Raw genomic sequence first — 21266 nt, 5'->3', positions numbered from 1 at the left:
TTAGGGACTGTATTGATCGCGGCCATCACATACTGCCCTATTGCCTTACTGCCCTACTGCCCTGCTCCAAAGGAGCGAAAAATGTCAGACGATGTCGAACGCATTGACGTTCAGGCAGTCAATTCCCCCAAGACCCGCCAATCGCTTTATGCGGCGCGGGTGAAGATTTTTCCGAAGCGCGTGCAGGGCGAGTTCCGGCGCTTCAAATGGATTGTCATGCTCATTACGCTGGGCATCTACTATCTGACGCCCTGGCTGCGCTGGAATCGCGGCCCCTATGCACCCGATCAGGCGGTGCTGATCGATCTTGCCAACCGCCGCTTCTATTTCTTCTTCGTCGAAATCTGGCCGCAGGAATTCTACTACGTCGCGGGCCTGCTCATCATGGCGGGCCTTGGTCTGTTTCTCGTCACCTCCGTCGCGGGCCGCGCCTGGTGCGGCTATACCTGCCCACAGACCGTCTGGGTCGATCTCTATCTGGTTGTCGAACGCGCTATAGAAGGCGATCGCAACGCGCGCATGAAGCTCGACAAGGGTCCATGGACCTTCGACAAGATCTGGAAGCGGGTTGCCAAACACTCGATCTGGATCGTCATCGGTGTCCTGACCGGAGGCGCATGGATTTTCTATTTCGCCGACGCGCCGAAGCTGCTCATGGATTTCGTGACCGGTCAGGCCGCACCCGTCGCCTATTTCACCGTCGCCATCCTTACCGCCACCACCTATATTTTCGGCGGACTGATGCGCGAGCAGGTCTGCACCTATATGTGCCCGTGGCCGCGTATTCAGGCCGCGATGCTGGACGAAAATTCGCTCACAGTCACCTATAATGACTGGCGCGGCGAGCCACGCTCACGCCATTCCAAGAAGGCGATTGCCGCAGGCGAAACCGTGGGCGATTGCGTGGATTGCAATGCCTGTGTCGCCGCGTGCCCGATGGGGATCGACATTCGCGACGGGCAGCAATTGGAATGCATCACCTGTGCGCTGTGCATAGACGCCTGCAATTCCGTGATGGACAAGATCGACAAGCCGCGCGGCCTCATCTCCTATGCGACACTGGCCGACTACGACTTCAACATGGCGCTTGCAACCAATAACGGTACCGCTCCCATCGACCCCGCACGCGTCTATAAGGCGCCGAACACTTTCTCCGACAAGGTGCAGAACCTGTCGTGGAAGAAGGTGTTGCGTCCGCGCAGCATGTTCTACTTCGCGGTCTGGGCGCTGATCGGCCTCACCCTCGTCATCTCGCTTTCAACCCGCCAGCGCATCGGCATCAACGTGCTGCACGATCGCACGCCGCAATATGTGCTTCTGTCGGACGGCTCGATCCGCAACGGTTATACGGTCAAGCTGCTCAACATGATCCCGACGCCGCGCACCTTCCGCCTTTCCATCGAAGGCCTGCCGGGCGCAACGCTGACCGTTCAGGATGAGACAGCGGATACAGACGGCAATTACGACGTGCCGGTGGAACCGGACCGTCTGAAGACGTTGCGCGTCTTCGTCACCATGCCGCATGATGCGATAACCGATCATCGCAAGGACTATGAAATCGAAGTGCGCGACGCAAACGGCGCGGAACACGCACGCTACAAGGCAACGTTCATGGCACCGGAGGGCAGATAATGTCGATCAAGTCGAAAACCTCAGGCACGTTTACCGGCTGGCATATGCTGGGCATCATGGTCGCTTTCTTCGGTGTCATTATCGCCGTCAATCTGACCATGGCTTACAATGCCATCCATAGCTGGAGCGGGCTGGTTGTGCAGAACACCTATGTCGCCAGCCAGGAGTTCAACGACAAAGCCCAGACCGGCAAGGAGCAGGCCGCCCTGCAATGGCAGTCAAAGCCTGCTTTTGAAAAAGGCATCTTCACCTGGCAACTGGCCGACCGTGACGGCAAGGCCGTCGCCATGACCGGCGGTACGGTGGAGTTCAAACGCCCGGTCGGCGATGAACACGACACCAAGGTCACACTGACGGTTCGTGAGCCTGGCATACTGACCGCCCCGCTGGAACTTGGCGAGGGTGCATGGATCATGGAAGTGAATGCCGATGCCGGCCTTGAAGACCCATACCGCCACATCATCCGTGTTCTGGTGAAGGACGGGAGGATATTATGAGCTGCTGCGTCGAGAATGCACAGATAGCGACCGTCGTTCAGGCCGTTTCGGCAGATGAAATGCAGGTCGCAAGCCGTGCGCTTGGAGACGGCTTTCGCCAGCTCGACCTGTCGGTTCCCGGCGTTCATTGTGGTCTGTGCATCAAGAATATCGAGGAGACGCTCGGCAAGATCACAGGTGTTGCCTATGTCCGCGTCAACCTGACAGCGCGCCGCGTGACTGTGCGCTGGAAAGATGGCGAGACGCCGCCCGATGTTGTCGATCCGCTGCGCAGGCTCGGTTATGAAGCACATATCTTCGACATGGCGCAGGATAAGGACCCGACCTTCACGCGGCTTCTGATCGCGCTTGGCGTCGCGGCCTTTGCTTCCAGCAATGTGATGCTTTTGTCCGTTGCCGTCTGGTCGGGTGCGGACGCTGCGACCCGCGACATGTTTCACTGGATTTCCGGCCTCATCGCCCTGCCGACGCTGATCTATTCCGGCCGGATTTTCTATGTTTCAGCCTGGAATGCGCTGCGCGCACGGCGCGTGAATATGGATGTGCCGATTGCACTCGCCATCACGCTTGCCTTCGGCATGAGCGTTTATGAAACCCTGCATCATGGCCAGCACGCCTATTTCGATGCATCGGTGACATTGCTGTTCTTCCTGCTGATCGGTCGCACGCTCGACTACATGATGCGCGCCCGTGCACGCTCGGCCGTGCGCGGACTGGCACAGCTCGGCAGCCGCGGCGCCGTGGTGATCGGCGAGAATGATGAACGCAATTACCTGCCGGTCAACGAAATCCGCCCCGGAATGCGCATCATTCTTGCGGCAGGTGAACGAGTACCTGTCGATGCGAAAGTAGAAGAAGGCCGTTCGGAACTTGATTGCGCCATTGCATCAGGTGAAAGCGATGCGGTTCCCGTCGGCCCCGGCTCGGATATTCGCGCGGGCACGCTCAATCTCTCCACTCCGCTTATCATCCGCGCGACGGCGGAAGCCAAGGATTCCTTCCTCGCTGAAATGGTGCGACTGATGGATGTCGCCGAAGGTGGACGCGCCTATTACCGTCGTCTTGCCGACCGCGCTTCCGAACTCTATGTGCCGATGGTCCACACCATCGCCTTTGCGGCCTTTGTCGGCTGGATGGTCTACACGGGCGGCGACTGGTATCGCTCGATCTATATCGCGATCTGCACCCTCATCATCACCTGCCCTTGCGCGCTTGCCCTTGCAGTGCCGATTGTGCAGGTGGTTGCGGCCAGACGCCTGTTTGAAAATGGCATCATGATCAAAGATGGCTCCGCCATGGAGCGTATGGCCGAGATCGACACCGCCATTTTCGACAAGACCGGCACTCTGACGCTCGGTCAGCCGAGACTGATCAATGCCGATGCGATTAATCCCCGCAATCTGGAGGTCGCAGCCGAGCTGTCGCTTTATTCGCGCCATCCGCTGTCGCGGGCGCTTGCGCTGTTCTCAGGTGCAAAACCGATGACGGCCTTTACCCATATCGCGGAAGTACCGGGCGCCGGCATCGAAGCAGAACTGAACGGTTCCATCTATCGGCTTGGCAAACGGGATTGGGCGGACAATAACGCTGCCATGCCTCATGCTGATGGCCCTGAAACCTGTCTTTCCATTGATGGCAAGCTGGTTGAAATCTTCCGCTTTGAGGACCAGCCACGCGAAGACGCTGCCGGAGCCATCGCCACACTGAAGCGCAACGGCCTGAAGCTTGGCATCATTTCCGGTGACAGGCTGCCCGCCGTGCAAAAGCTTGCGGGCTATCTCGGCGTCGATAATTTTAAAGCCGAAGTGCTGCCTGCCGACAAGTCGGAGCTGGTGCAGAAGCTGTCGAACGAAGGCAGCAAGGTTTTGATGGTCGGCGACGGATTGAACGATGCTCCGGCCCTTGTCGCCGCCCATGTTTCCATGGCCCCCGCGACGGCAGCCGATATTGGCCGCAATGCTGCGGATTTCGTCTTCCTGCGTGAAAGCCTGTCGGCAGTGCCGCTAGCCTTTGCCGTATCGAAGGAAGCGGGACACTTGATTAGCCAAAACTTTGCGCTTTCCATCGGCTATAATATCATAGCCGTCCCGATTGCGATTTTCGGCTATGTCACCCCGCTGGTGGCGGCACTTTCAATGTCACTGTCGTCCATCGTGGTGGTCAGCAATGCATTGCGGTTGCGGGCCGGAAAACAAAAGCAACAGACGCAAAAGACTATCGCGCCTGTTGCTATCATCAAGGAAGCGCATAAATGAGCGGACTTCTCTTTCTCATTCCCATCGCGCTGTTTCTAGGCTTGCTCGGCCTTGTCGCCTTTCTCTGGTCGTTGAAAAACGGCCAGTACGACGATCTGGACGGAGCGGCGAACCGCATTCTCCTTGATGACGAAACTAGCCCGTTATCAAAATCGCGCGTAGATCATTAACATTCGTGCCGGTAGGCCCCGGTATGAACAGATCACCAACGGCGTCGAATGCCGTCCAGGCATCATTGGCGTTGAGCCGCGCCGCGCCATCCTCGCCCGCTTTTTGCAGACGCGAAACAGTGGAACCATCGGCATAAGCGCCCGCATTGTCTTCCGAACCGTCGATGCCGTCCGTGTCGGCGGCCAGTGCATGAATATTGTCATAGCCATCAATATCAAGCGCGAAAGACAGCAGGAATTCGCTGTTGCGCCCGCCTTTACCGCCCTTGCCGCGAATGGTGACGGTCGTTTCACCGCCTGACAGAATGACGACCGGCTTCTTGAACGGGCGGTCACGGTCGGCCACTTCGCGGGCTATCGCCGCATGAACATGCGCCACTTCCCGCGCCTCACCTTCCATCGCATCGGACAGGATCACAGCTTCGACGCCGTGACGCGCAGCTTCCTTCACCGCCGCTTCCAGCGAAACGGCAGCCGACGCAATGACGCGCACTTCATTGCCTGCAAAAACCTTGTCATCCGGCTTCGGCGCATGAGCCTTCTCGCTCTTGATGTGGGCAAGCACCGCTTCTGGCAGATCGAGCCGATAGCGTTCGATGATCTTCAAAGCCTCATCGCGGTTTGTCTCGTCCGGCACAGTTGGGCCGGAAGCCACGAAGGCCGGATTGTCGCCCGGAATGTCCGAGACGACCAGCGAGAAAACCTTTGCCGGATGCGCCGCTGCTGCCAGTCTGCCGCCCTTGATCATCGACAGATGCTTGCGGACCGCATTCATGGCCGAAATCGGCGCGCCGGATGCGAGCAACACCTTGTTGACGGCGATTTCGTCCTCAAGCGTCAGCCCTTCCGGCGGCGACGGCAGCAAGGCAGACCCACCACCGGAAACAAGCGCCACCACGAGATCATCTTCCGTCAGGTTCGACACGGCATCGAACAGCCGCTTCGAGGCGGCGAGCCCCGCTTCATCGGGAACCGGATGTGCGGCCTCTATGATCTCGATACGCTCGCAGGGCGCGCCATAGCCGTAACGTGTGACCACGACCCCTTCCAGCGGAGCATCGTGTTTTTCGGCCCAGGCGCGCTCGAAAGCCGCCGCCATCTGCGCCGAACCCTTGCCCGCACCGATGACAATCGTGCGCCCCTTCGGCCTGGCCGGAAGATTGGCACGGATCACAAGTTCAGGATCGGCGGCCGCAACAGCGGCATCAAAAAGGCTGGTCAGAAATTTCTTCGGATCGGCGATGGCTGTCATGAGATTCCCGGCCTTGATTATCGTTTGACGGCACTATTTCGTGCCACGCATATAAAATCAATGGAGCCGGCCACTTCCTCCAAGCAGCCAGCTCCACCCTCTCCCTCCAGAGAAATCAAATCCCTGAGTTAGGCTACCTCGTGGTTTGCCATGCGTTCAAGTGCACGCACGAGACCGGAGTGGTCGAGACCATCGTCGCCATGCGCCGCGCAGGAGTTGAACAGTTCCTGTGCCATGGCCGTGTTCGGCAGCGAAATACCGAGCGCCTTTGCGCCTTGCAGTGCAAGGTTCAAATCCTTCTGGTGCAGCGAGATGCGGAAGCCCGGATCGAAGGTTCGCTTGATCATGCGTTCGCCATGCACTTCGAGAATGCGGGACGATGCAAAACCGCCCATCAGGGCTTCGCGCACCTTTGCCGGGTCCGCGCCCGCCTTGGAAGCGAAAACCAGCGCTTCGGCAACAGCCTCGATGTTGAGCGCGACGATGATCTGGTTTGCAACCTTGGTGGTCTGGCCATCGCCGCAATCACCGACGAGCGTGATGTTCTTGCCCATGAGCTTCAGGAGCGGCAGAGCGCGGTCGAACGATTCCTGCGAGCCGCCAGCCATAATGGAAAGGCTGGCATTCTTTGCACCGACTTCGCCGCCGGAAACCGGCGCATCAACATATTCACCGCCGGTTGCGCGGACCTTTTTCGCGAATTCCTTCGTCTCGATGGGGGAAATCGAGCTCATGTCGATGAGCAGCTTGCCTTTGCCAAGTCCACCGATCGCTCCACCCTCGCCGAAGATGACTTCGGCCACCTGCGGCGTGTCCGGAAGCATGAGGATGATGATGTCGCACTCTTCGGCAACAGCCTTCGGCGTTTCCAGAATTTGCAGACCGTTATCGATCAGCTCCTGACGCGGTGGAGGATTGAACCGGGAGGTGAAAAGCTGATGTCCCGCATCCTGCAAATGACGCGCCATCGGCGTGCCCATGATCCCCAGTCCGATGAAGCCTATCTTGGCCATGTCGTTTACTCCCTAATAGCGCTTTTCGATCTGACTTTATCAGATCGGCGCTCCAATCATTTGCTTGCGCGCATCTTGTCCGAAAACCGCTTCACACTTTTCGGGATGCGCTCCAATCTATGCAGTCAGCCGTTCGGCTTCGTAGTTTTTGAACCAGCCCAGACCTTCCTCCGTGGTGGTCTTCGGCTTGTATTCACAGCCGATCCAGCCCTTGTATCCGGCATTTTTCAGTGCTTCGAACACGTTCGGATAATTGATCTCACCAGTGCCCGGCTCATTGCGACCCGGATTGTCGGCAAGCTGAATATGGGCAATCAGCGGCTTGTAACGTTCATAAGTCGCAACCAGTTCGCCGCGTGTCCGCTGCTGATGGTAGAGGTCGTACTGGATGAACAGATTGTTGCTGCCCACTTCATCGATGATCGAAACCGCCTGCTCTACCGTGTTGAGGTAGAAGCCCGGAATGTCATAGTGGTTGATCGGCTCGATCAGCAGGCGAATGCCGTGCTTGCCCAGTTCCTTTGCGGCCAGACGCAGATTGCTGACGAAAGTGGCACGCAAGACGTCCGGATCGACACCCTGCGGGGCAATGCCGGAAAGGCAATTGACCTGCGAACAGTTGAGCGTCGTGGCATAGTTGATGGCATCAGCCACACCGCGCCGGAAATCATCGATGCGATCCGGCAGAACCGCAATACCGCGCTCGCCACCAGCCCAGTTGCCCGCAGGCAGATTGTGCAGGACCTGCGCGAGGTTATGCTTGGTCAGCGCCGCCTTCAGCTCATGCCGGTTGAACTCGTAAGGGAAGAGATACTCCACCCCGGTGAACCCGGCCTTCGCGGCCAGCGCAAAGCGATCCATGAAAGGCACTTCATTGAAGAGCATTGTGAGATTGGCTGCAAATCTAGGCATTTTCGCCTCCTTTAAATTTTAATCCAAAAAAGCTGCGATAGCGGTAGGCGCATCTTCGCCACGTTCGGCCAGTTCCTCGAATTCGACAACCTGATCGATGTCGACACCCATGGAGATATTGGTAACGCGTTCCAGGATGAATTCCAGAACCACCGGCACCTGATGTTCCGCCATCAGCGCTTTTGCCTGTTCAAAGCTTTCGGCAAACTGGTTGGGGCTGCGAACCCGGATCGCCTTGCAGCCGAGACCCTCTGCGACGGCGACGTGATCGACGCCGTAACCCTTTTCTGCATCGCCATCGGCATTGATGTTGTCGAAGGCGAGGCTCACCTCGAAATCCATGTTGAAGCCGCGCTGCGCCTGTCGGATGAGGCCGAGATAGGAATTGTTCACGACCACATGAATATAGGGCAGCTTGTGCTGTGCGCCGACCGCCAGTTCCTCGATCATGAACTGGAAATCATAGTCGCCGGAAAGCGCAACAATCGGACGATCAGGATCGGCAGCACGGACACCGAGCGCTGCTGGTAACGTCCAGCCGAGCGGACCAGCCTGACCGCAATTGATCCAGTTGCGCGGACGATAGACATGCAGGAATTGCGCGCCCGCAATCTGGCTGAGGCCGATGGTCGTGACATAGCAGGTATCGCGGCCGAACGCCTTGTTCATCTCCTCATAGACCCGCTGCGGCTTGAGCGGCGTCTGGTCGAAATGCGTCTTGCGCAGCATGGTGCGCTTGCGCTCGCCGCATTCCCTGGCCCAGTCGGACCAGTCGCGCAGCTTACCGGCAGACTTCCATTCGGTCGCAACGTCCAGCAGCAGCTTCAGCGCCTTGCCTGCGTCTGAGACGATACCGAAATCCGGTGCAAAGACACGACCGATCTGTGTTGGCTCAATGTCGATATGGATGAATTTGCGATCTTTCTTGTAGGTATCGACATTACCCGTATGACGGTTCGCCCAGCGGTTGCCGATACCGATAACGACATCGGAAGCCAGCAGATTGGCATTGCCATAGCGGTGCGAGGTCTGCAGACCGCACATGCCCGCCATCAGGCGATGGTCGTCAGGAATGACACCCCAGCCCATCAGGGTCGGGATGACCGGAATGCCAGTGATTTCGGCGAACTCGACCAGAAGATCGGAGGCATCGGCATTGATGATGCCGCCGCCTGCGACGATCAGCGGACGTTCCGCCTCGTTCAGCATGGCGAGCGCCTTTTCGGCCTGCACCCGCGTGGCCGCCGGCTTGTAGGCTTCCATGGGCTGATAGGTGTCGATGTCGAATTCGATTTCCGCAAGCTGGACATCGATTGGCAGGTCGATCAGAACCGGACCGGGACGGCCCGACTTCATGATATGGAACGCCTTCTGGAAGACATAAGGAACCAGTGCGGGTTCCATGACCGTGACCGCCCACTTGGTGACGGGCGCTGCGATCTTGGCGATATCGACCGCCTGAAAGTCTTCCTTGTCCAGACGTGCACGTGGCGCCTGGCCCGTGATGCAGAGGATCGGGATCGAGTCGGCAGAAGCCGAATAAAGGCCCGTAATCATATCCGTTCCAGCGGGGCCGGAGGTGCCGATGCACAGACCGATATTGCCATGCTTGGCGCGGGTATAGCCTTCGGCCATATGCGACGCACCCTCGACGTGACGCGCCAGTATGTGGCGGATCGAGCCGCGCGCTTTCATCGCCGAATAAAATGGATTGATCGCCGCGCCCGGTACACCGAAAGCACAATTGATCCCTTCTTTTTCCAGCACAAGCACGGCTGCATCGACTGCACGCATTCTGGCCATGACGGCTCCCTCCTCAAGCAGCGTCCGTTCCGCTGGAACGGCTATTGCCGCTTTGTTTCTTTTTCTCACGCATTTCCAGACGCAAAAGGCTTACGCACTTTTGCTGGAAATGATTTGTGGAATTCATCTCCATTTACAAATGCTAATATCAAAAAATGGAAATGCATACCATTATATGGAAATAAAGATTTTCAACGTAATGGAGATAATCCGCCGCTCCCTTTCCGAGTAGCAATCGATGCGATAGTGATAATTCCTGAGTTTAGACGGGATTCGGAGACGGTGATGGAACAGGCAAAGGTAAAGCGGGGCCGCAAGGCGGCGGAGAACGCCGCGCCCTCGTCTGTGCAGGTTCTGGACCGAAGCCTGAAGCTGCTGGCGCTGATTGCCGAGAATGACGGCTCGACACTGACCGACCTTGCCGATGAGAGCGGCATGGCGCCCTCAACCGTGCACCGCCTTCTGTCGTCGCTGGCCAATCATGGTATGGTTTCCCACGATCTGGAAAGCGGAGACTGGACCATCGGCGTCAAGGCTTTCGAAATCGGCAATGCCTTTCGCCGCTTCCGCAAGCTCGGCATTCTGGCGCGGCCCTATCTCAAGACATTGATGGAAACGAGCGGCGAGACCGCCAATATCGGCGTCGAGGATGGCGGCGATGTCGTGTTCATCTCGCAGATCGAAAGCCATGCGCCGATGCGAGCCTTTTTCCGGCCCGGACGGCGCGGGCCGATCCATGCATCCGGCATCGGCAAGGCCATATTGTCCACCTGGTCGGACAAGGAAATTGCGCACGTTCTTTCGGGTCGTACGCTTGAACATTTTACGCAGCGCACACTCGACAACCTGCCTGCGCTACTGAAAGATATTCAGGCGACCCGCACGCGCGGCTGGTCTGTCGACGATGAGGAGCATACGCTTGGCATGTGCTGCATTGCCGCTCCCATCTTCAATGAGTATGGCGAGGCGATTGCCGGTATTTCCGTTTCTGGCCCTGCCGTGCGTCTGCCGAAAAAGAAGCTCGAGGAATTCGGGCCGCTCATCCGCTCCACCGCTGATGAGCTGACCCGCGCCATGGGCGGCAAACGCCCGGAAGAGTTTTAACAAAAAGACCCGCAGCGGATCGCTCCGCCACGGGTCATCCTCCTCCAAGGATTGGGGTATCAGGCCAGTTCGGCCTTGAGCGGCTTGCCAGCCGCATAGGTTTCGACGATGGCGCGGTCATCGCCTAGCGTCTGCAACAGGAACAGTTCCTGCTCCAGCGTCGCGCCAGCCGCCATGCGAAGTCGCATTGGCGATGTTGCGGACGAATCCAGCACCACGATATCGGCTTCCGTGCCCTCATCGAGCGTACCGATCTTGTCTTCCATGGAGAGCGCGCGGGCATTGCCAAGCGTCATCATGTAAAATGACTGGAACGGGTTCAGACGCTGTTCACGCAGTTGCAGGACTTTGTAGCCCTCGTCCATGGTGCGCAGCATGGAGAAACTCGTGCCGCCGCCAACGTCGGTTGCCACCGCCATGCGCACGCCTGACGCTTTCAGTCGGTCGCGGTCGAAAAGCCCGGAACCAAGGAACAGGTTCGAGGTCGGGCAGAAAACGGCAATCGAACCCGTTTCCGCCATGACGCGCACTTCGCGCTCTTCCAGATGGATCGAGTGGCCGAGCAGGGTCTTGTCACCCAACAGGCCGTAATGCTCGTAAATGCCGAGATAATCAGGCGCATCGGGATAGAGCGACTTGGTGAAAGAGATTTCGTCGTGATTTTCGGAAAGATGCGTCTGGATGTAGCTGCCGGGATGCTCACGAACAAGCGCCTGGCTTGCTTCGAGCTGCTCCGGCGTCGACGTAATGGCAAAGCGTGGCGTGATTACATAATCGAGGCGGCCCTTGCCCTGCCAGCGCGCAATCAGTGCCTTCGTATCGTCATATCCGGACTGTGCCGTGTCGCAGAGTGCAGGCGGCGCATTGCGATCCATCATCACCTTGCCGCCAAGCATGCGCATGTTACGATGCTGTGAAGCACGGAAATAGGCATCGACGCTCTGCGGATGCACGGAGCAATAAGCAACCGCCGTGGTGGTGCCGTGGCGGATCAGCTCGTCAAGAAAGCGCTCCGCGATGAATTCGGCATGCTGCTCGTCGGCAAATTTCTGCTCCGCGACGAATGTATAGGTGTTGAGCCACTCCAGGAGATTGGCGGCATAGGAAGCAACCACCTGCGTCTGCGGATAATGGATATGCGTATCGATGAAACCGGGCAGGATCAGGTGCGGGCGATGGTCGACGACGTTGACGTCGCTGCCTACCTCGGCACTGACTTCGGCATAGTCTCCGAGACGCAATATGCGGCCATCTTCGACCAGCACGGCACCGTCTTCAATGTAGCGATAAGCGGCATTGTCATCGAGGCTCTGCGGTTCGTCACGAAAGGTCAGCACGCGGCCGCGGATCAGAAGCTTGGTCATCAAATTGGTCCTTATTTCGGGCCTTGCGTGGCAGACTGGTACCAGGAGGCAAGAAGCTGGCGCTCTTCCTCGCTCACGCCGGTGACATTGGCGGGCGGCATGGCATGCGAGCGGCCTGCCTGCAGATAGATTTCACGCGCATGGGCCGCGATATCGCGGTCGGTGTCCAGCACGACACCCTTGGGCGGTGCAATGATGCCTTCCCAGCCTGGCTCCTTGGCGTGACACATGGCGCAGCGCCCGAGAACGGTATCCCGCACTTTTTCAAAGTGCGGGTCCGAGATAAAAGATTGCTGCAATGCCGAGACCTTCTGTTCTTCCGGCTCACCGGTCAGAACTTTCGGCACTGTCGACAGCCAGATGATGATGATGAACAGGATCACCGTGACCAGCCAGGTCCAGGTCGGACTGCCCTTGCGGGCGTGCTGCGTGTTGAACCAGTGGCGGATCGTGACGCCCATCAGGAACACCAGCGAGGCGATGATCCAGTTGAATTGCGTCCCGAAAGCCAGCGGATAGTGGTTCGACAGCATCAGGAACAGAACAGGCAGCGTCAGATAGTTGTTATGCGTCGAGCGCTGCTTGGCGATCTTGCCGTACTTCGGGTCCGGCTTGCGGCCTGCGATCAGATCCGCCACCACGATCTTCTGGTTCGGAATGATGACCATGAACACATTGGCAGACATAACCGTCGCGGTGAAAGCGCCAAGATGCAGGAAGGCTGCGCGTCCGGTGAACAGATGCGTATAGCCCCAGGCAACAAACACAAGCACGACATAGAGCATCACCATCAGCAGCGTATCGCTTTTGCCGAGCATGAGCTTGCAGATCGTGTTGTAGGCAATCCAGCCAAAGGCCAGCGAAGCGATCGAAATGCCGATGGCGACGGGGCGCGAGACATCGAGAACATTCGGATCGATCAGGTAAAGATCAGCTCCGGCGTAATAAACGATGCAGAGCAGCGTGAAACCCGACAGCCAGGTGGCGTAGGATTCCCATTTGAACCAGGTCAGGTGTTCCGGCATTTCGGCAGGCGCAACCAGATATTTCTGGATGTGATAGAAGCCACCACCATGGACCTGCCATTCCTCACCATGCGCACCTTCCGGCAAGCCGGGACGCTGGCGCAAACCCAGATCAAGCGCAATGAAGTAAAAGGACGAGCCGATCCACGCAATCGCGGTAATCACATGCAGCCACCGCGCTGCGAAGCCCAGCCAGTCCCAGGCTACAGCGAAATCATACATCAGGTACTCCCATTTCTCGGCTCATTTCTTGACCCAATTTTGGGCCCCATTGTTCGTTGTTGCATTATGTGCCAAAGGAATCAGGTTCAGGGAACGTCACATCACGACCAGCACTTTCAAAAAAATCTAGACAATCGTGGAGGGGACGTATGTCATATCTTGATAATCTGCGCGTTTTTGTGCGCGTTGTCGAATTGGGAAATCTATCTGCGGCGGGTCGCGACCAGCGCGCATCGCCAGCGGTTGCAAGCAATCGAATCAAGGAGTTGGAGAAGCACCTGGGGGTCAGGCTCTTCAACCGGACGACGCGCAAGCTCACGCCGACAGAACACGGTCGCGTATTCTACGACGGAGCATTGAAAATCCTCGAAGCCGTGGATGAAGCGGAAGCGGCTGTGGCGGAATTGGCGAAGAATCCGAAGGGATCGATTCGCATCACAGCCCCACTTGGCTTCGGAAGACGGCTGATTGCATCAGGGATTCCGGAGTTTCACGACAAATATCCAGACATCGAAGTGCGGCTTCGCTTGTCCGATCATGAAGTCGACATCATGAGCGAAGGCGTCGACGTTGCTTTCAAGCTCGGTGTTCTGGAGAATTCGAACCTGCGCATGCGTGGCATCATGAATTGCGAGCGCGTGATCTGTGCTGCGCCTGAATATCTGGAAAAACATGGGGTTCCGCAGTCGCCGGACGAATTGCTTGGCGACAAGCATGATTGCCTTCTGCTGCGTTTTCCGGGCTCGAAGGAATATTACTGGTCGCTGCAGACGGCGGAAGGCTTGCGCAAGTTCGAAGTTACCGGGCCATATGACTCGGATGACGGCGACGTATTGACGCAATGGGCGCTCGGTGGACGCGGCATCATCAACAAGCCGCTGTTCGAAGTGAAGGAATATATCCGCGACGGACGGCTGGTCCCCATCCTCGAAAGCACGCCACCTGCGCCGATCCAGCTTGCTGCGATTTACCCGCACAAGCGCTTTCAGGATCCAAAGGTGCGTCTGATCATCGATTTCATGACGGAACGGTGCCAGCGATTGATCCGCGAGGCTTTGGTTTAGGGCGGCTAAAACCGCTCTAAACCTTTGTTTTCAATTATTGTATTGCGCGAAACGGTTTCGCGCCTTTGCTGAAAATACTCAAAGAAAAACCCGCCTGATCAGGCGGGTTGCGAGACACGTACGGAAGTCAGAACTGCCGTCAGAACTTCGGCTGCGGCCAATGCCGCAATGACTTCCGGTCTCTTGTCCTTCACAACTGCCCCACCAACGGGACAGATCAGATTTTTAAAAAGATTGTCGTTACCGACTTCCCGTTTCAACCAATTTTTGAAAGTCGCTTTTTTGGTCTTCGAGCCGATCATGCCGACATAGACGGCATCGCGCCGCTGCAAAGCCTCCGTGACGATGAGAAAATCCAGCGCATGGTCATGGGTGAGGACGATGAAAGCGCTGCCCGGCGGCGCGGAGCGCACCACCTGCTCGGGCATCGCCGAAAGACAGGTTTCTACACCCGGCACATCGCAGGCCATCAGCTCTGCTTCCCGCGTATCCACCAGAACAACCCGGACAGGCGTAAACGAAAGCGCATTCGCCAGCGCATCGCCAACATGGCCCGCGCCGAAGACATAGACGTGCGGGCGCGTGGCTATTTCCGCATCGACCTTGCTGACAAGCTCGTCGGTGAGCCCACGGCTGACACGCCTGAAGCTCAGGCCCACCCGTCCGCCGCAGCACTGGCCGATTTCAGGGCCGAGTGGCACATCCATCGGTGTGTCCCTGCCACCGAGCAGTATTTTCCGGGCATGGTCGATCGCCATATATTCGAGCTGACCGCCGCCGATGGTCCTGAAGATCATATCGCGGGCAACCAGCATCCATGCCCCGGCATCGCGGGGCGCAGAGCCTTTCACATCGGTGACTTCAACCAGCACACTGTCGGGACGCCGGTTGAGAAAAGCCCGGATATCGTCGCGTGCACCCGGCATCGTCCTAGCCCTTTTGCTTGCGGAGCCGTTCGATGGCCATCAGCACACGTTCCGGTGTTGCAGGCGCATCGAGACGCGGGCAGACCTTGTGATCGGCCACGCTGGCGACGGCATCGGCCAGGGCATGCAGCACCGACAGCCCAAGCGGCAGCGGCGGTTCGCCGACAGCCTTGGAACGATGGATCGTCGGCTCATAAGCCTCGGACCAGTCGGTCAGCGCGACATTGAAGATCTTGGGCCGGTCAGACGCCAACGGAATCTTGTAGGTGGAAGGCGCATGGGTGCGAAGCCGCCCCTTGTCGTCCCACACAAGCTCCTCGGTCGTCAGCCAGCCCATACCCTGCACGAAGCCGCCTTCAACCTGACCGATATCGATGGCGCGGTTCAGGGAACGCCCGGTATCATGCAGAATATCGGTGCGCTCCACCACATATTCGCCAGTCAGAGTATCGACGGAAACTTCGGAACAGGCTGCTCCGTAAGCATAGTAATAGAAGGCATGGCCCCGGCCCTTGGCACGGTCCCAGTGGATTTTCGGCGTCTTGTAGTGACCTGCCGCCGATAGCTGCACGCGGCCGATAAAGGCCTGCTTTACGAGATCGTTGAAGCTGATTTCCTGATTGCCGATGCGAACCCGGTTGGGAAGAAACACGACCTGATCTTCCGGCACCTGATATTGCTGTGCCGCAAAATGGATGAGACGCTTCTTGATCTGGCGAGCAGCATCCTGTGCAGCCATCCCGTTGAGATCGGCACCGGAAGAAGCTGCCGTCGGCGCCGTGTTCGGCACCTTGGCGGTCGTCGTCGCGGTGATCTTCACGCGGTCGATGTCGATCTGGAATTCCTCGGCCACGACCTGCGCCACTTTCATATGGAGCCCCTGCCCCATTTCCGTGCCGCCATGGTTCATATGCACCGAGCCGTCATTATAGACATGCACCAGAGCGCCAGCCTGGTTGGACTCCGTCTTGGTGAAGGAAATGCCGAATTTCACCGGCGTCAACGCCATGCCGCGTTTCACATAACGGCTTTTCGCGTTGAATTCGCGGATTGCTTCGCGGCGCTTTGCGTAATCGGAACTTTCCTCAAGTTCCGCAACGATGCGCTGAATAATGCAATCTTCGACCTTCTGATGATAGGGGGTGACGTTGCGCGTCCCATCCTTACCCATCTCGTCGTAGAAATTGCGCTTGCGGATTTCGAGCGGATCCTTGCCGACAGCGAAAGCCACTTCATCGATGACGCGTTCAGCACCAACCATGCCCTGCGGGCCGCCAAAACCGCGAAATGCCGTATTCGACACGGTGTTCGTGTAAAGCGGTGCCGACTGCGCATGAACTGCCGGGAAGAAATAGGCATTATCGCAGTGAAACAATGCGCGGTCGCCGACCGGCCCGGAAAGGTCTGCCGAGAAACCGGCATTGAGGGCAAACAGATAATCGATGCCCAGAATATTGCCGTCATCGTCGAAGCCGACTTCATAGTCGATGACAAAGCCGTGGCGCTTGCCGGTTGAGGTCATGTCCTCGTCGCGGTCGAGCCTGATCTTCATGGCGCGCTTGTGCTTTTTGGCCGCAATGGCTGCAATGGCCGCCCATTGGTTGGCCTGTGTTTCCTTGCCGCCGAAGCCACCACCCATCCGGCGCACTTCCACCGTCACGGAATGGCTCGGCACGCCCAGCGCATGGGCAACCAGATGCTGCGTTTCGCTCGGTCCTTGCGTGGAGCAATAGACGGTGACGTCTTCATCCTCGCCGGGAATAGCAAGCGAAACCTGGCCTTCCAGATAGAAATGATCCTGCCCGCCAAGATACATGCGGTTCTTGATACGGTGCGGCGCGGCGTCTATGGCCGCACGTGCATCGCCGCGCTTCAGCGTCAATGGCGTGGTGACAAGCCGGTCCTTCAGACCGTCCAGCGCATCGATGGAATAAATGCCCGCTGCTTCCTCATATTCGATCTTCGCCAGACGGGCAGCGCGGCGCGCCTGATCGCGGGTTTTCGCGATAACCGCAAAGATCGGCTGGCCATGGAACTCGACCTTGTCGACGGCAAAGATCGGGTCGTCATGCATGCCCGATGGCGAAACATCGTTTTCGCCAGGCACGTCCTTGTAGGTCAGCACGTCGACCACACCGGGAGCGGCGCGCACTGCCGACAAATCAATCGACTTGAATGATCCATGTGCGACGGAGGAATAGCCGACCCCGATATGCAACGTGCCTTCGGGCTCCGGTATATCGTCAATATAGACAGCCGTTCCCGTCACATGCTTGTGCGCGGAATCGTGCTTCTGGTCGGTCGCGACGCCGCCGACAATGCGGGCAGCTTTCAATGCGTTTGCAGGATGCTTGTTCATGATTGCCTCCTCACGCCGCCGCGATTTCAGCCGCACGCAGCGGCGTGTAACTGCCTTCCGTTTCGGCGAAGAAACGCCGCAACAGATTGCGCGCCGCGAGCAACCGGTAATCCGCTGTCGCGCGCATATCGCTCAAGGGCGTATAGTCCTGTGAATAGACTTCCAATGCCGCTTCAACCGTAGCCTCGGTCCAGGGCTTGGCCGTCAGTTCGGCTTCCACCGCGCTGGCGCGCTTCGGCGTTGCGGCCATGCCGCCATAGGCGATGCGAATTGTTTCCACATTGCCGGCTGCGTCGAGCGTCAGATAGAAGCTACCCAGCGTCGCCGTAATGTCTTCCTCGTAACGCTTCGACACTTTGTAAATGGCAAAATGGCTACCTTCGCGCGGCACCGGCACATGCACGGCCTCGACAAACTCGCCGGGCTGGCGATCCTGCTTGCCATAAGCGATAAAGAACTCTTCCAGAGGTATGGTGCGGCGCTCCGCCCCTTTGCGAAGCGTCAGCTTTGCATTGAGCGCGATCAGCGGCGGCGGCGTGTCGCCAATTGGCGAACCATTGGCGATATTGCCGCCGATGGTTCCCATATTACGCACCTGCTCGCCGCCGATACGGTTGATGAGGCTCCCGAGCTGCGGGATGCTTCTGGCGAGAAATCCGAACGCTTCTGTGTAGGTCACACCTGCGCCGATGGTAACGACACCGTTTTCCTCGCGGATGGAACGCAGCTCCTCCAGATGACCGATGAAGACGACCGGGGAAATATCGCGCATCATCTTGGTGACCCACAGGCCCACATCGGTGGAACCAGCAACGATGGTTGCCTTCGGCTCCGCCGCCAAAATGGTGGCGAAATCATCGATATCACCGGGCACAATCAGGCGATCCTTGCCTTCGCCCACTTCCACCCGCACGCCGTCATGCATGGCGGTCAGCTGTTCAAGAACATGGGCGCGCTCGGCTGCAAGCGGGTCTTCCATGACCGTACCATAGTCGGAAATGATGCGGGCGGCGCGCATGATCGCCTCATAGCCCGTGCAGCGGCAAAGATTGCCCTGCAAGGCTTTCTCAATCTGCGTATCGGCAGGCTTCGGTTCGCGCATCCACAAGGCGTAGAGCGACATGACAAAGCCCGGCGTGCAGAAGCCGCATTGCGAGCCATGGAACTCGATCATCGCCTTTTGCACCGGATGCAGATCGCCGTCGGCCCCGCGCAGATGCTCGATGGTCACCACATGGCAGCCATCCAGCGAACCCATGAAGCGGATGCAGGCATTGACGCTCTCGTAAACGAGCTTGCCGTTGGAAATCTTGCCGACCAGCACCGTGCATGCGCCGCAATCGCCTTCGCCGCAACCTTCCTTGGTGCCGCGCAGTTTGGCGGACAGCCGCAGATAGTCGAGCAGCGTTTCGGTCGGGGAAACACGGTCGAGTTCGATCTTTTCACCGTTCAGAAGAAAGCGGATCGTATGTCGCACGGACTGGTGCACTGACTGGTTCATGGCGCTTAGCTCCCGCGATAGGTGGAATAGGAAAACGGCGAAACGAGAAGCGGTACATGATAATGCGCTTTTTCATCGGAAATGCCAAAGCGCAGTGGGACAACATCGAGGAACGGAATGGCATCATCGGTCTTGCCGAAATACTCGCCGACGTGGAACAGAAGCTCGTAGGAGCCGGTCCGCAGATTCTCGCCCGACAGCAACGGCTCGCTGCAACGGCCATCGTCATTGGTGCGAATTTCCCGGATCGGTTCGGCCTGCTGATTCTCGACGCGACGCAATTCGATGCGCAGATTTGCAGCCGGTTTGCCGCTTACCGTGTCGAGGACATGCGTCGTCAACCGGCCATTACCGCTCTTTTCCTGACCCATTTGCACTCCTGCAGCTTGCTGATTCTCTAATCAAGTAGACTGGAAAATGTTACAAGCTTTTGATTTCCGGTGGTTTATTTCGGCCCAACGTCGCCATTGGCTGTGGGGGCCGCAAACCACACCATGTTCCCAGCATTCAGTATTTCGCGATCCTTCTCATTGTGAAAGATGGTTATCGTTGGATGTCTTTCAAATTTTTGAAGGGGAATAATAGCGATAAATCTTTATTATCATGGGTAAAACGAACGAAAACGAGGGAAGACCCGCAATGAAATATCCGCGCAATCTCGTCGGCTATGGACGCAACACGCCAGATCCGCGCTGGCCGGGCGGAGCCAATATCGCTGTTCAGTTCGTCGTGAACTACGAGGAAGGCGGCGAATGCTGCATTCTTGACGGTGATCCGTCCTCCGAATGTCTCCTTTCCGAGATTGTCGGCGCGCAGCCCTGGAAGGGCCAACGCAACCTCAATATGGAATCCATCTATGAATATGGCGCACGCTCCGGCTTCTGGCGCCTGTGGCGCGCCTTCACCCGCCGTAACATGCCCGTCACCGTCTATGGCGTAACGCTTGCCATGGCGCGCAACCCGGAAGCCGTTGCAGCGATGAAGGAAGCCGACTGGGAAATCGCCAGCCACGGATTGCGCTGGTGGGAATATAAGGACGTTCCCGAAGAGATCGAACGCGAGCACATCCGCGATGCGGTTCGCCTCCATACCGAACTTACCGGCTCGCGCCCGCTCGGCATCTATCAGGGCAAGCCTTCCGACAACACGCTGAAACTGGTGATGGAAGAAGGCGGCTTTCTCTATTCCGCCGACTCCTATGCCGATGAGCTGCCTTACTGGGTTGAAGGTCCGAAGGGACCGCACCTGATCGTACCCTATACGCTGGATGCAAACGACATGCGCTTTGCGACTCCGCAGGGCTTCAATTCCGGCGATCAGTTCTACACCTACCTGAAGGATACCTTCGACGTACTCTACCGCGAAGGCGCGGAAGGTTCGCCGAAGATGATGTCCATCGGCCTGCATTGCCGCCTTGTTGGTCGTCCGGGCCGTGTGGCCGCGCTTGAGCGGTTCCTCGACTATGTGCAAAGCCATGAAAGGGTCTGGGTCGCCAAACGTATCGACATTGCCCGCCACTGGCATGAAAACTATAAGCCGGTCGCTGCCGATGTCATGCCTTCGAAAGCAGGCAAGGATGAGTTCGTCGCGCGTTATGGCGGCATTTTCGAGCATTCGCCGTGGATCGCCGAGCGTGCATATGATGCCGGTTTCACCCCGGAAGAAGACACTGCATCCGGCCTAGCTTCCGCGATGACGAAGGCATTTCGCGCGGCCTCGGCGGATGAACGGCTTGCGGTCTTGAAGGCGCATCCGGATCTCGCCGGCAAGCTTGCGCAGGCCAAGCGGCTGACCGCGGAATCGACCGCCGAACAGGCCGGGGCCGGTCTCGATGCACTGACTGATGCGGAAAAGCAGGCTTTCACCGAACTGAACGACGCCTATACCGCGAAGTTCGGCTTTCCGTTCATCATTGCCGTGAAGGGTCGCAACAAGAAGGAAATCCTCGACGCTTTCCGGCGCCGGGTTTCCAACGACCGCGACACGGAATTTGAAACGGCCTGTGCTCAGGTGGAGCGCATCGCCCTCCTGCGCCTCAAGGATATTCTGCCGGAAGCGCTTTACTGATCCCCAGCGTCTGGAAGGTCGGCTTCCGGGCGCTCTCATTTGATGATTTCACGGTACCTGTTTCGCCGTGATTGCTCAGGTTCTCACATAAGGAATTCCC

Annotated in this window: 17 protein-coding genes; 7 read left to right on the top strand and 10 right to left on the bottom strand. The window is 58.0% G+C overall.

What is annotated here, in order from left to right; all coding sequences use genetic code 11:
* Positions 1-81: 81 nt before the first annotated feature.
* The 4 genes from ccoG to ccoS are packed head-to-tail and all read left to right on the top strand — an operon-like array spanning position 82 to position 4554.
* Complete coding sequence (ccoG, locus tag HWX93_RS08810; protein WP_109986085.1) at positions 82-1632, top strand: cytochrome c oxidase accessory protein CcoG; 1551 nt, start codon at positions 82-84, stop codon at positions 1630-1632.
* Positions 1632-2129 (top strand): FixH family protein, encoded by a 498-nt coding sequence (locus tag HWX93_RS08805; protein WP_109986084.1) that lies wholly within the window; start codon positions 1632-1634, stop codon positions 2127-2129. Before ccoG ends, HWX93_RS08805 begins: the two co-directional genes overlap by 1 nt.
* Complete coding sequence (locus tag HWX93_RS08800; protein ID WP_109986083.1) at positions 2126-4384, top strand: cation-translocating P-type ATPase; 2259 nt, start codon at positions 2126-2128, stop codon at positions 4382-4384. Before HWX93_RS08805 ends, HWX93_RS08800 begins: the two co-directional genes overlap by 4 nt.
* A complete protein-coding gene (gene ccoS, locus HWX93_RS08795; protein ID WP_061345049.1) occupies positions 4381-4554 on the top strand; it encodes a cbb3-type cytochrome oxidase assembly protein CcoS in 174 nt (57 codons plus the stop codon). The genes HWX93_RS08800 and ccoS overlap by 4 nt, the downstream gene beginning before the upstream one ends.
* On the opposite strand, the gene HWX93_RS08790 is transcribed toward ccoS, so the two are convergent.
* From HWX93_RS08790 to gcl, 4 genes are all read right to left on the bottom strand, one after another.
* Complete coding sequence (locus HWX93_RS08790) at positions 4520-5806, bottom strand: glycerate kinase type-2 family protein (RefSeq protein WP_109986082.1); 1287 nt, start codon at positions 5804-5806, stop codon at positions 4520-4522. The two genes, ccoS and HWX93_RS08790, sit on opposite strands and share 35 nt — an antisense overlap.
* 128 nt (positions 5807-5934) lie before the next feature.
* Positions 5935-6819, bottom strand: a complete 885-nt coding sequence (glxR, locus tag HWX93_RS08785) for a 2-hydroxy-3-oxopropionate reductase (protein ID WP_109986081.1) — start codon at positions 6817-6819, stop codon at positions 5935-5937.
* Between the two features lie 117 nt (positions 6820-6936).
* Positions 6937-7731, bottom strand: coding sequence for a hydroxypyruvate isomerase (hyi, locus tag HWX93_RS08780; protein ID WP_176037149.1), 795 nt, complete (start codon positions 7729-7731; stop codon positions 6937-6939).
* A gap of 18 nt (positions 7732-7749) precedes the next feature.
* Positions 7750-9534 carry a glyoxylate carboligase gene (gene gcl / locus HWX93_RS08775; protein WP_109986079.1) on the bottom strand — a complete coding sequence of 595 codons (1785 nt, stop codon included), beginning with the start codon at positions 9532-9534 and terminating at the stop codon, positions 7750-7752.
* A gap of 285 nt (positions 9535-9819) precedes the next feature.
* Here gcl and HWX93_RS08770 point away from each other — a divergent pair, with 285 nt between their 5' ends.
* Complete coding sequence (locus tag HWX93_RS08770) at positions 9820-10638, top strand: IclR family transcriptional regulator (RefSeq protein WP_109986077.1); 819 nt, start codon at positions 9820-9822, stop codon at positions 10636-10638.
* A 59-nt stretch (positions 10639-10697) separates the two neighbouring features.
* On the opposite strand, the gene guaD is transcribed toward HWX93_RS08770, so the two are convergent.
* Together guaD and HWX93_RS08760 are read right to left on the bottom strand one after the other, a co-directional pair.
* Complete coding sequence (guaD, locus tag HWX93_RS08765) at positions 10698-12002, bottom strand: guanine deaminase (RefSeq protein ID WP_109986076.1); 1305 nt, start codon at positions 12000-12002, stop codon at positions 10698-10700.
* Between the two features lie 11 nt (positions 12003-12013).
* Positions 12014-13249 carry a urate hydroxylase PuuD gene (locus HWX93_RS08760; protein WP_109986075.1) on the bottom strand — a complete coding sequence of 412 codons (1236 nt, stop codon included), beginning with the start codon at positions 13247-13249 and terminating at the stop codon, positions 12014-12016.
* A gap of 149 nt (positions 13250-13398) precedes the next feature.
* Here HWX93_RS08760 and HWX93_RS08755 point away from each other — a divergent pair, with 149 nt between their 5' ends.
* Positions 13399-14313 (top strand): LysR family transcriptional regulator, encoded by a 915-nt coding sequence (locus HWX93_RS08755; RefSeq protein WP_109986074.1) that lies wholly within the window; start codon positions 13399-13401, stop codon positions 14311-14313.
* Between the two features lie 98 nt (positions 14314-14411).
* Here HWX93_RS08755 and xdhC read toward each other — a convergent pair whose 3' ends face one another.
* The 4 genes from xdhC to uraH are packed head-to-tail and all read right to left on the bottom strand — an operon-like array spanning position 14412 to position 19470.
* On the bottom strand, positions 14412-15239 hold the full coding sequence (xdhC, locus tag HWX93_RS08750) for a xanthine dehydrogenase accessory protein XdhC (protein ID WP_109986073.1): 828 nt from the start codon (positions 15237-15239) through the stop codon (positions 14412-14414).
* 4 nt (positions 15240-15243) lie between these two features.
* Entirely contained in the window at positions 15244-17598 is a 2355-nt protein-coding gene (xdhB, locus tag HWX93_RS08745) for a xanthine dehydrogenase molybdopterin binding subunit (RefSeq protein WP_109986072.1), read from the bottom strand.
* A 10-nt stretch (positions 17599-17608) separates the two neighbouring features.
* Positions 17609-19087, bottom strand: a complete 1479-nt coding sequence (xdhA, locus tag HWX93_RS08740; RefSeq protein ID WP_176037287.1) for a xanthine dehydrogenase small subunit — start codon at positions 19085-19087, stop codon at positions 17609-17611.
* A gap of 17 nt (positions 19088-19104) precedes the next feature.
* The gene (uraH, locus tag HWX93_RS08735; RefSeq protein WP_109986070.1) at positions 19105-19470 is read right to left on the bottom strand and encodes a hydroxyisourate hydrolase; all 366 of its coding nucleotides are present in this window, start codon (positions 19468-19470) and stop codon (positions 19105-19107) included.
* 268 nt (positions 19471-19738) lie between these two features.
* Between uraH and puuE the strand changes: the two genes are divergently transcribed.
* Positions 19739-21166 (top strand): allantoinase PuuE, encoded by a 1428-nt coding sequence (gene puuE / locus HWX93_RS08730; protein WP_109986069.1) that lies wholly within the window; start codon positions 19739-19741, stop codon positions 21164-21166.
* The last annotated feature ends 100 nt before the right edge of the window (positions 21167-21266 follow it).

Origin of the sequence: Brucella tritici (assembly GCF_902825325.1) — a bacterium.
GTDB lineage: Bacteria > Pseudomonadota > Alphaproteobacteria > Rhizobiales > Rhizobiaceae > Brucella.
The sequence above is the reverse complement of the archived record's forward strand: the minus strand, read 5'-3'. Positions and strand labels throughout refer to the sequence as shown.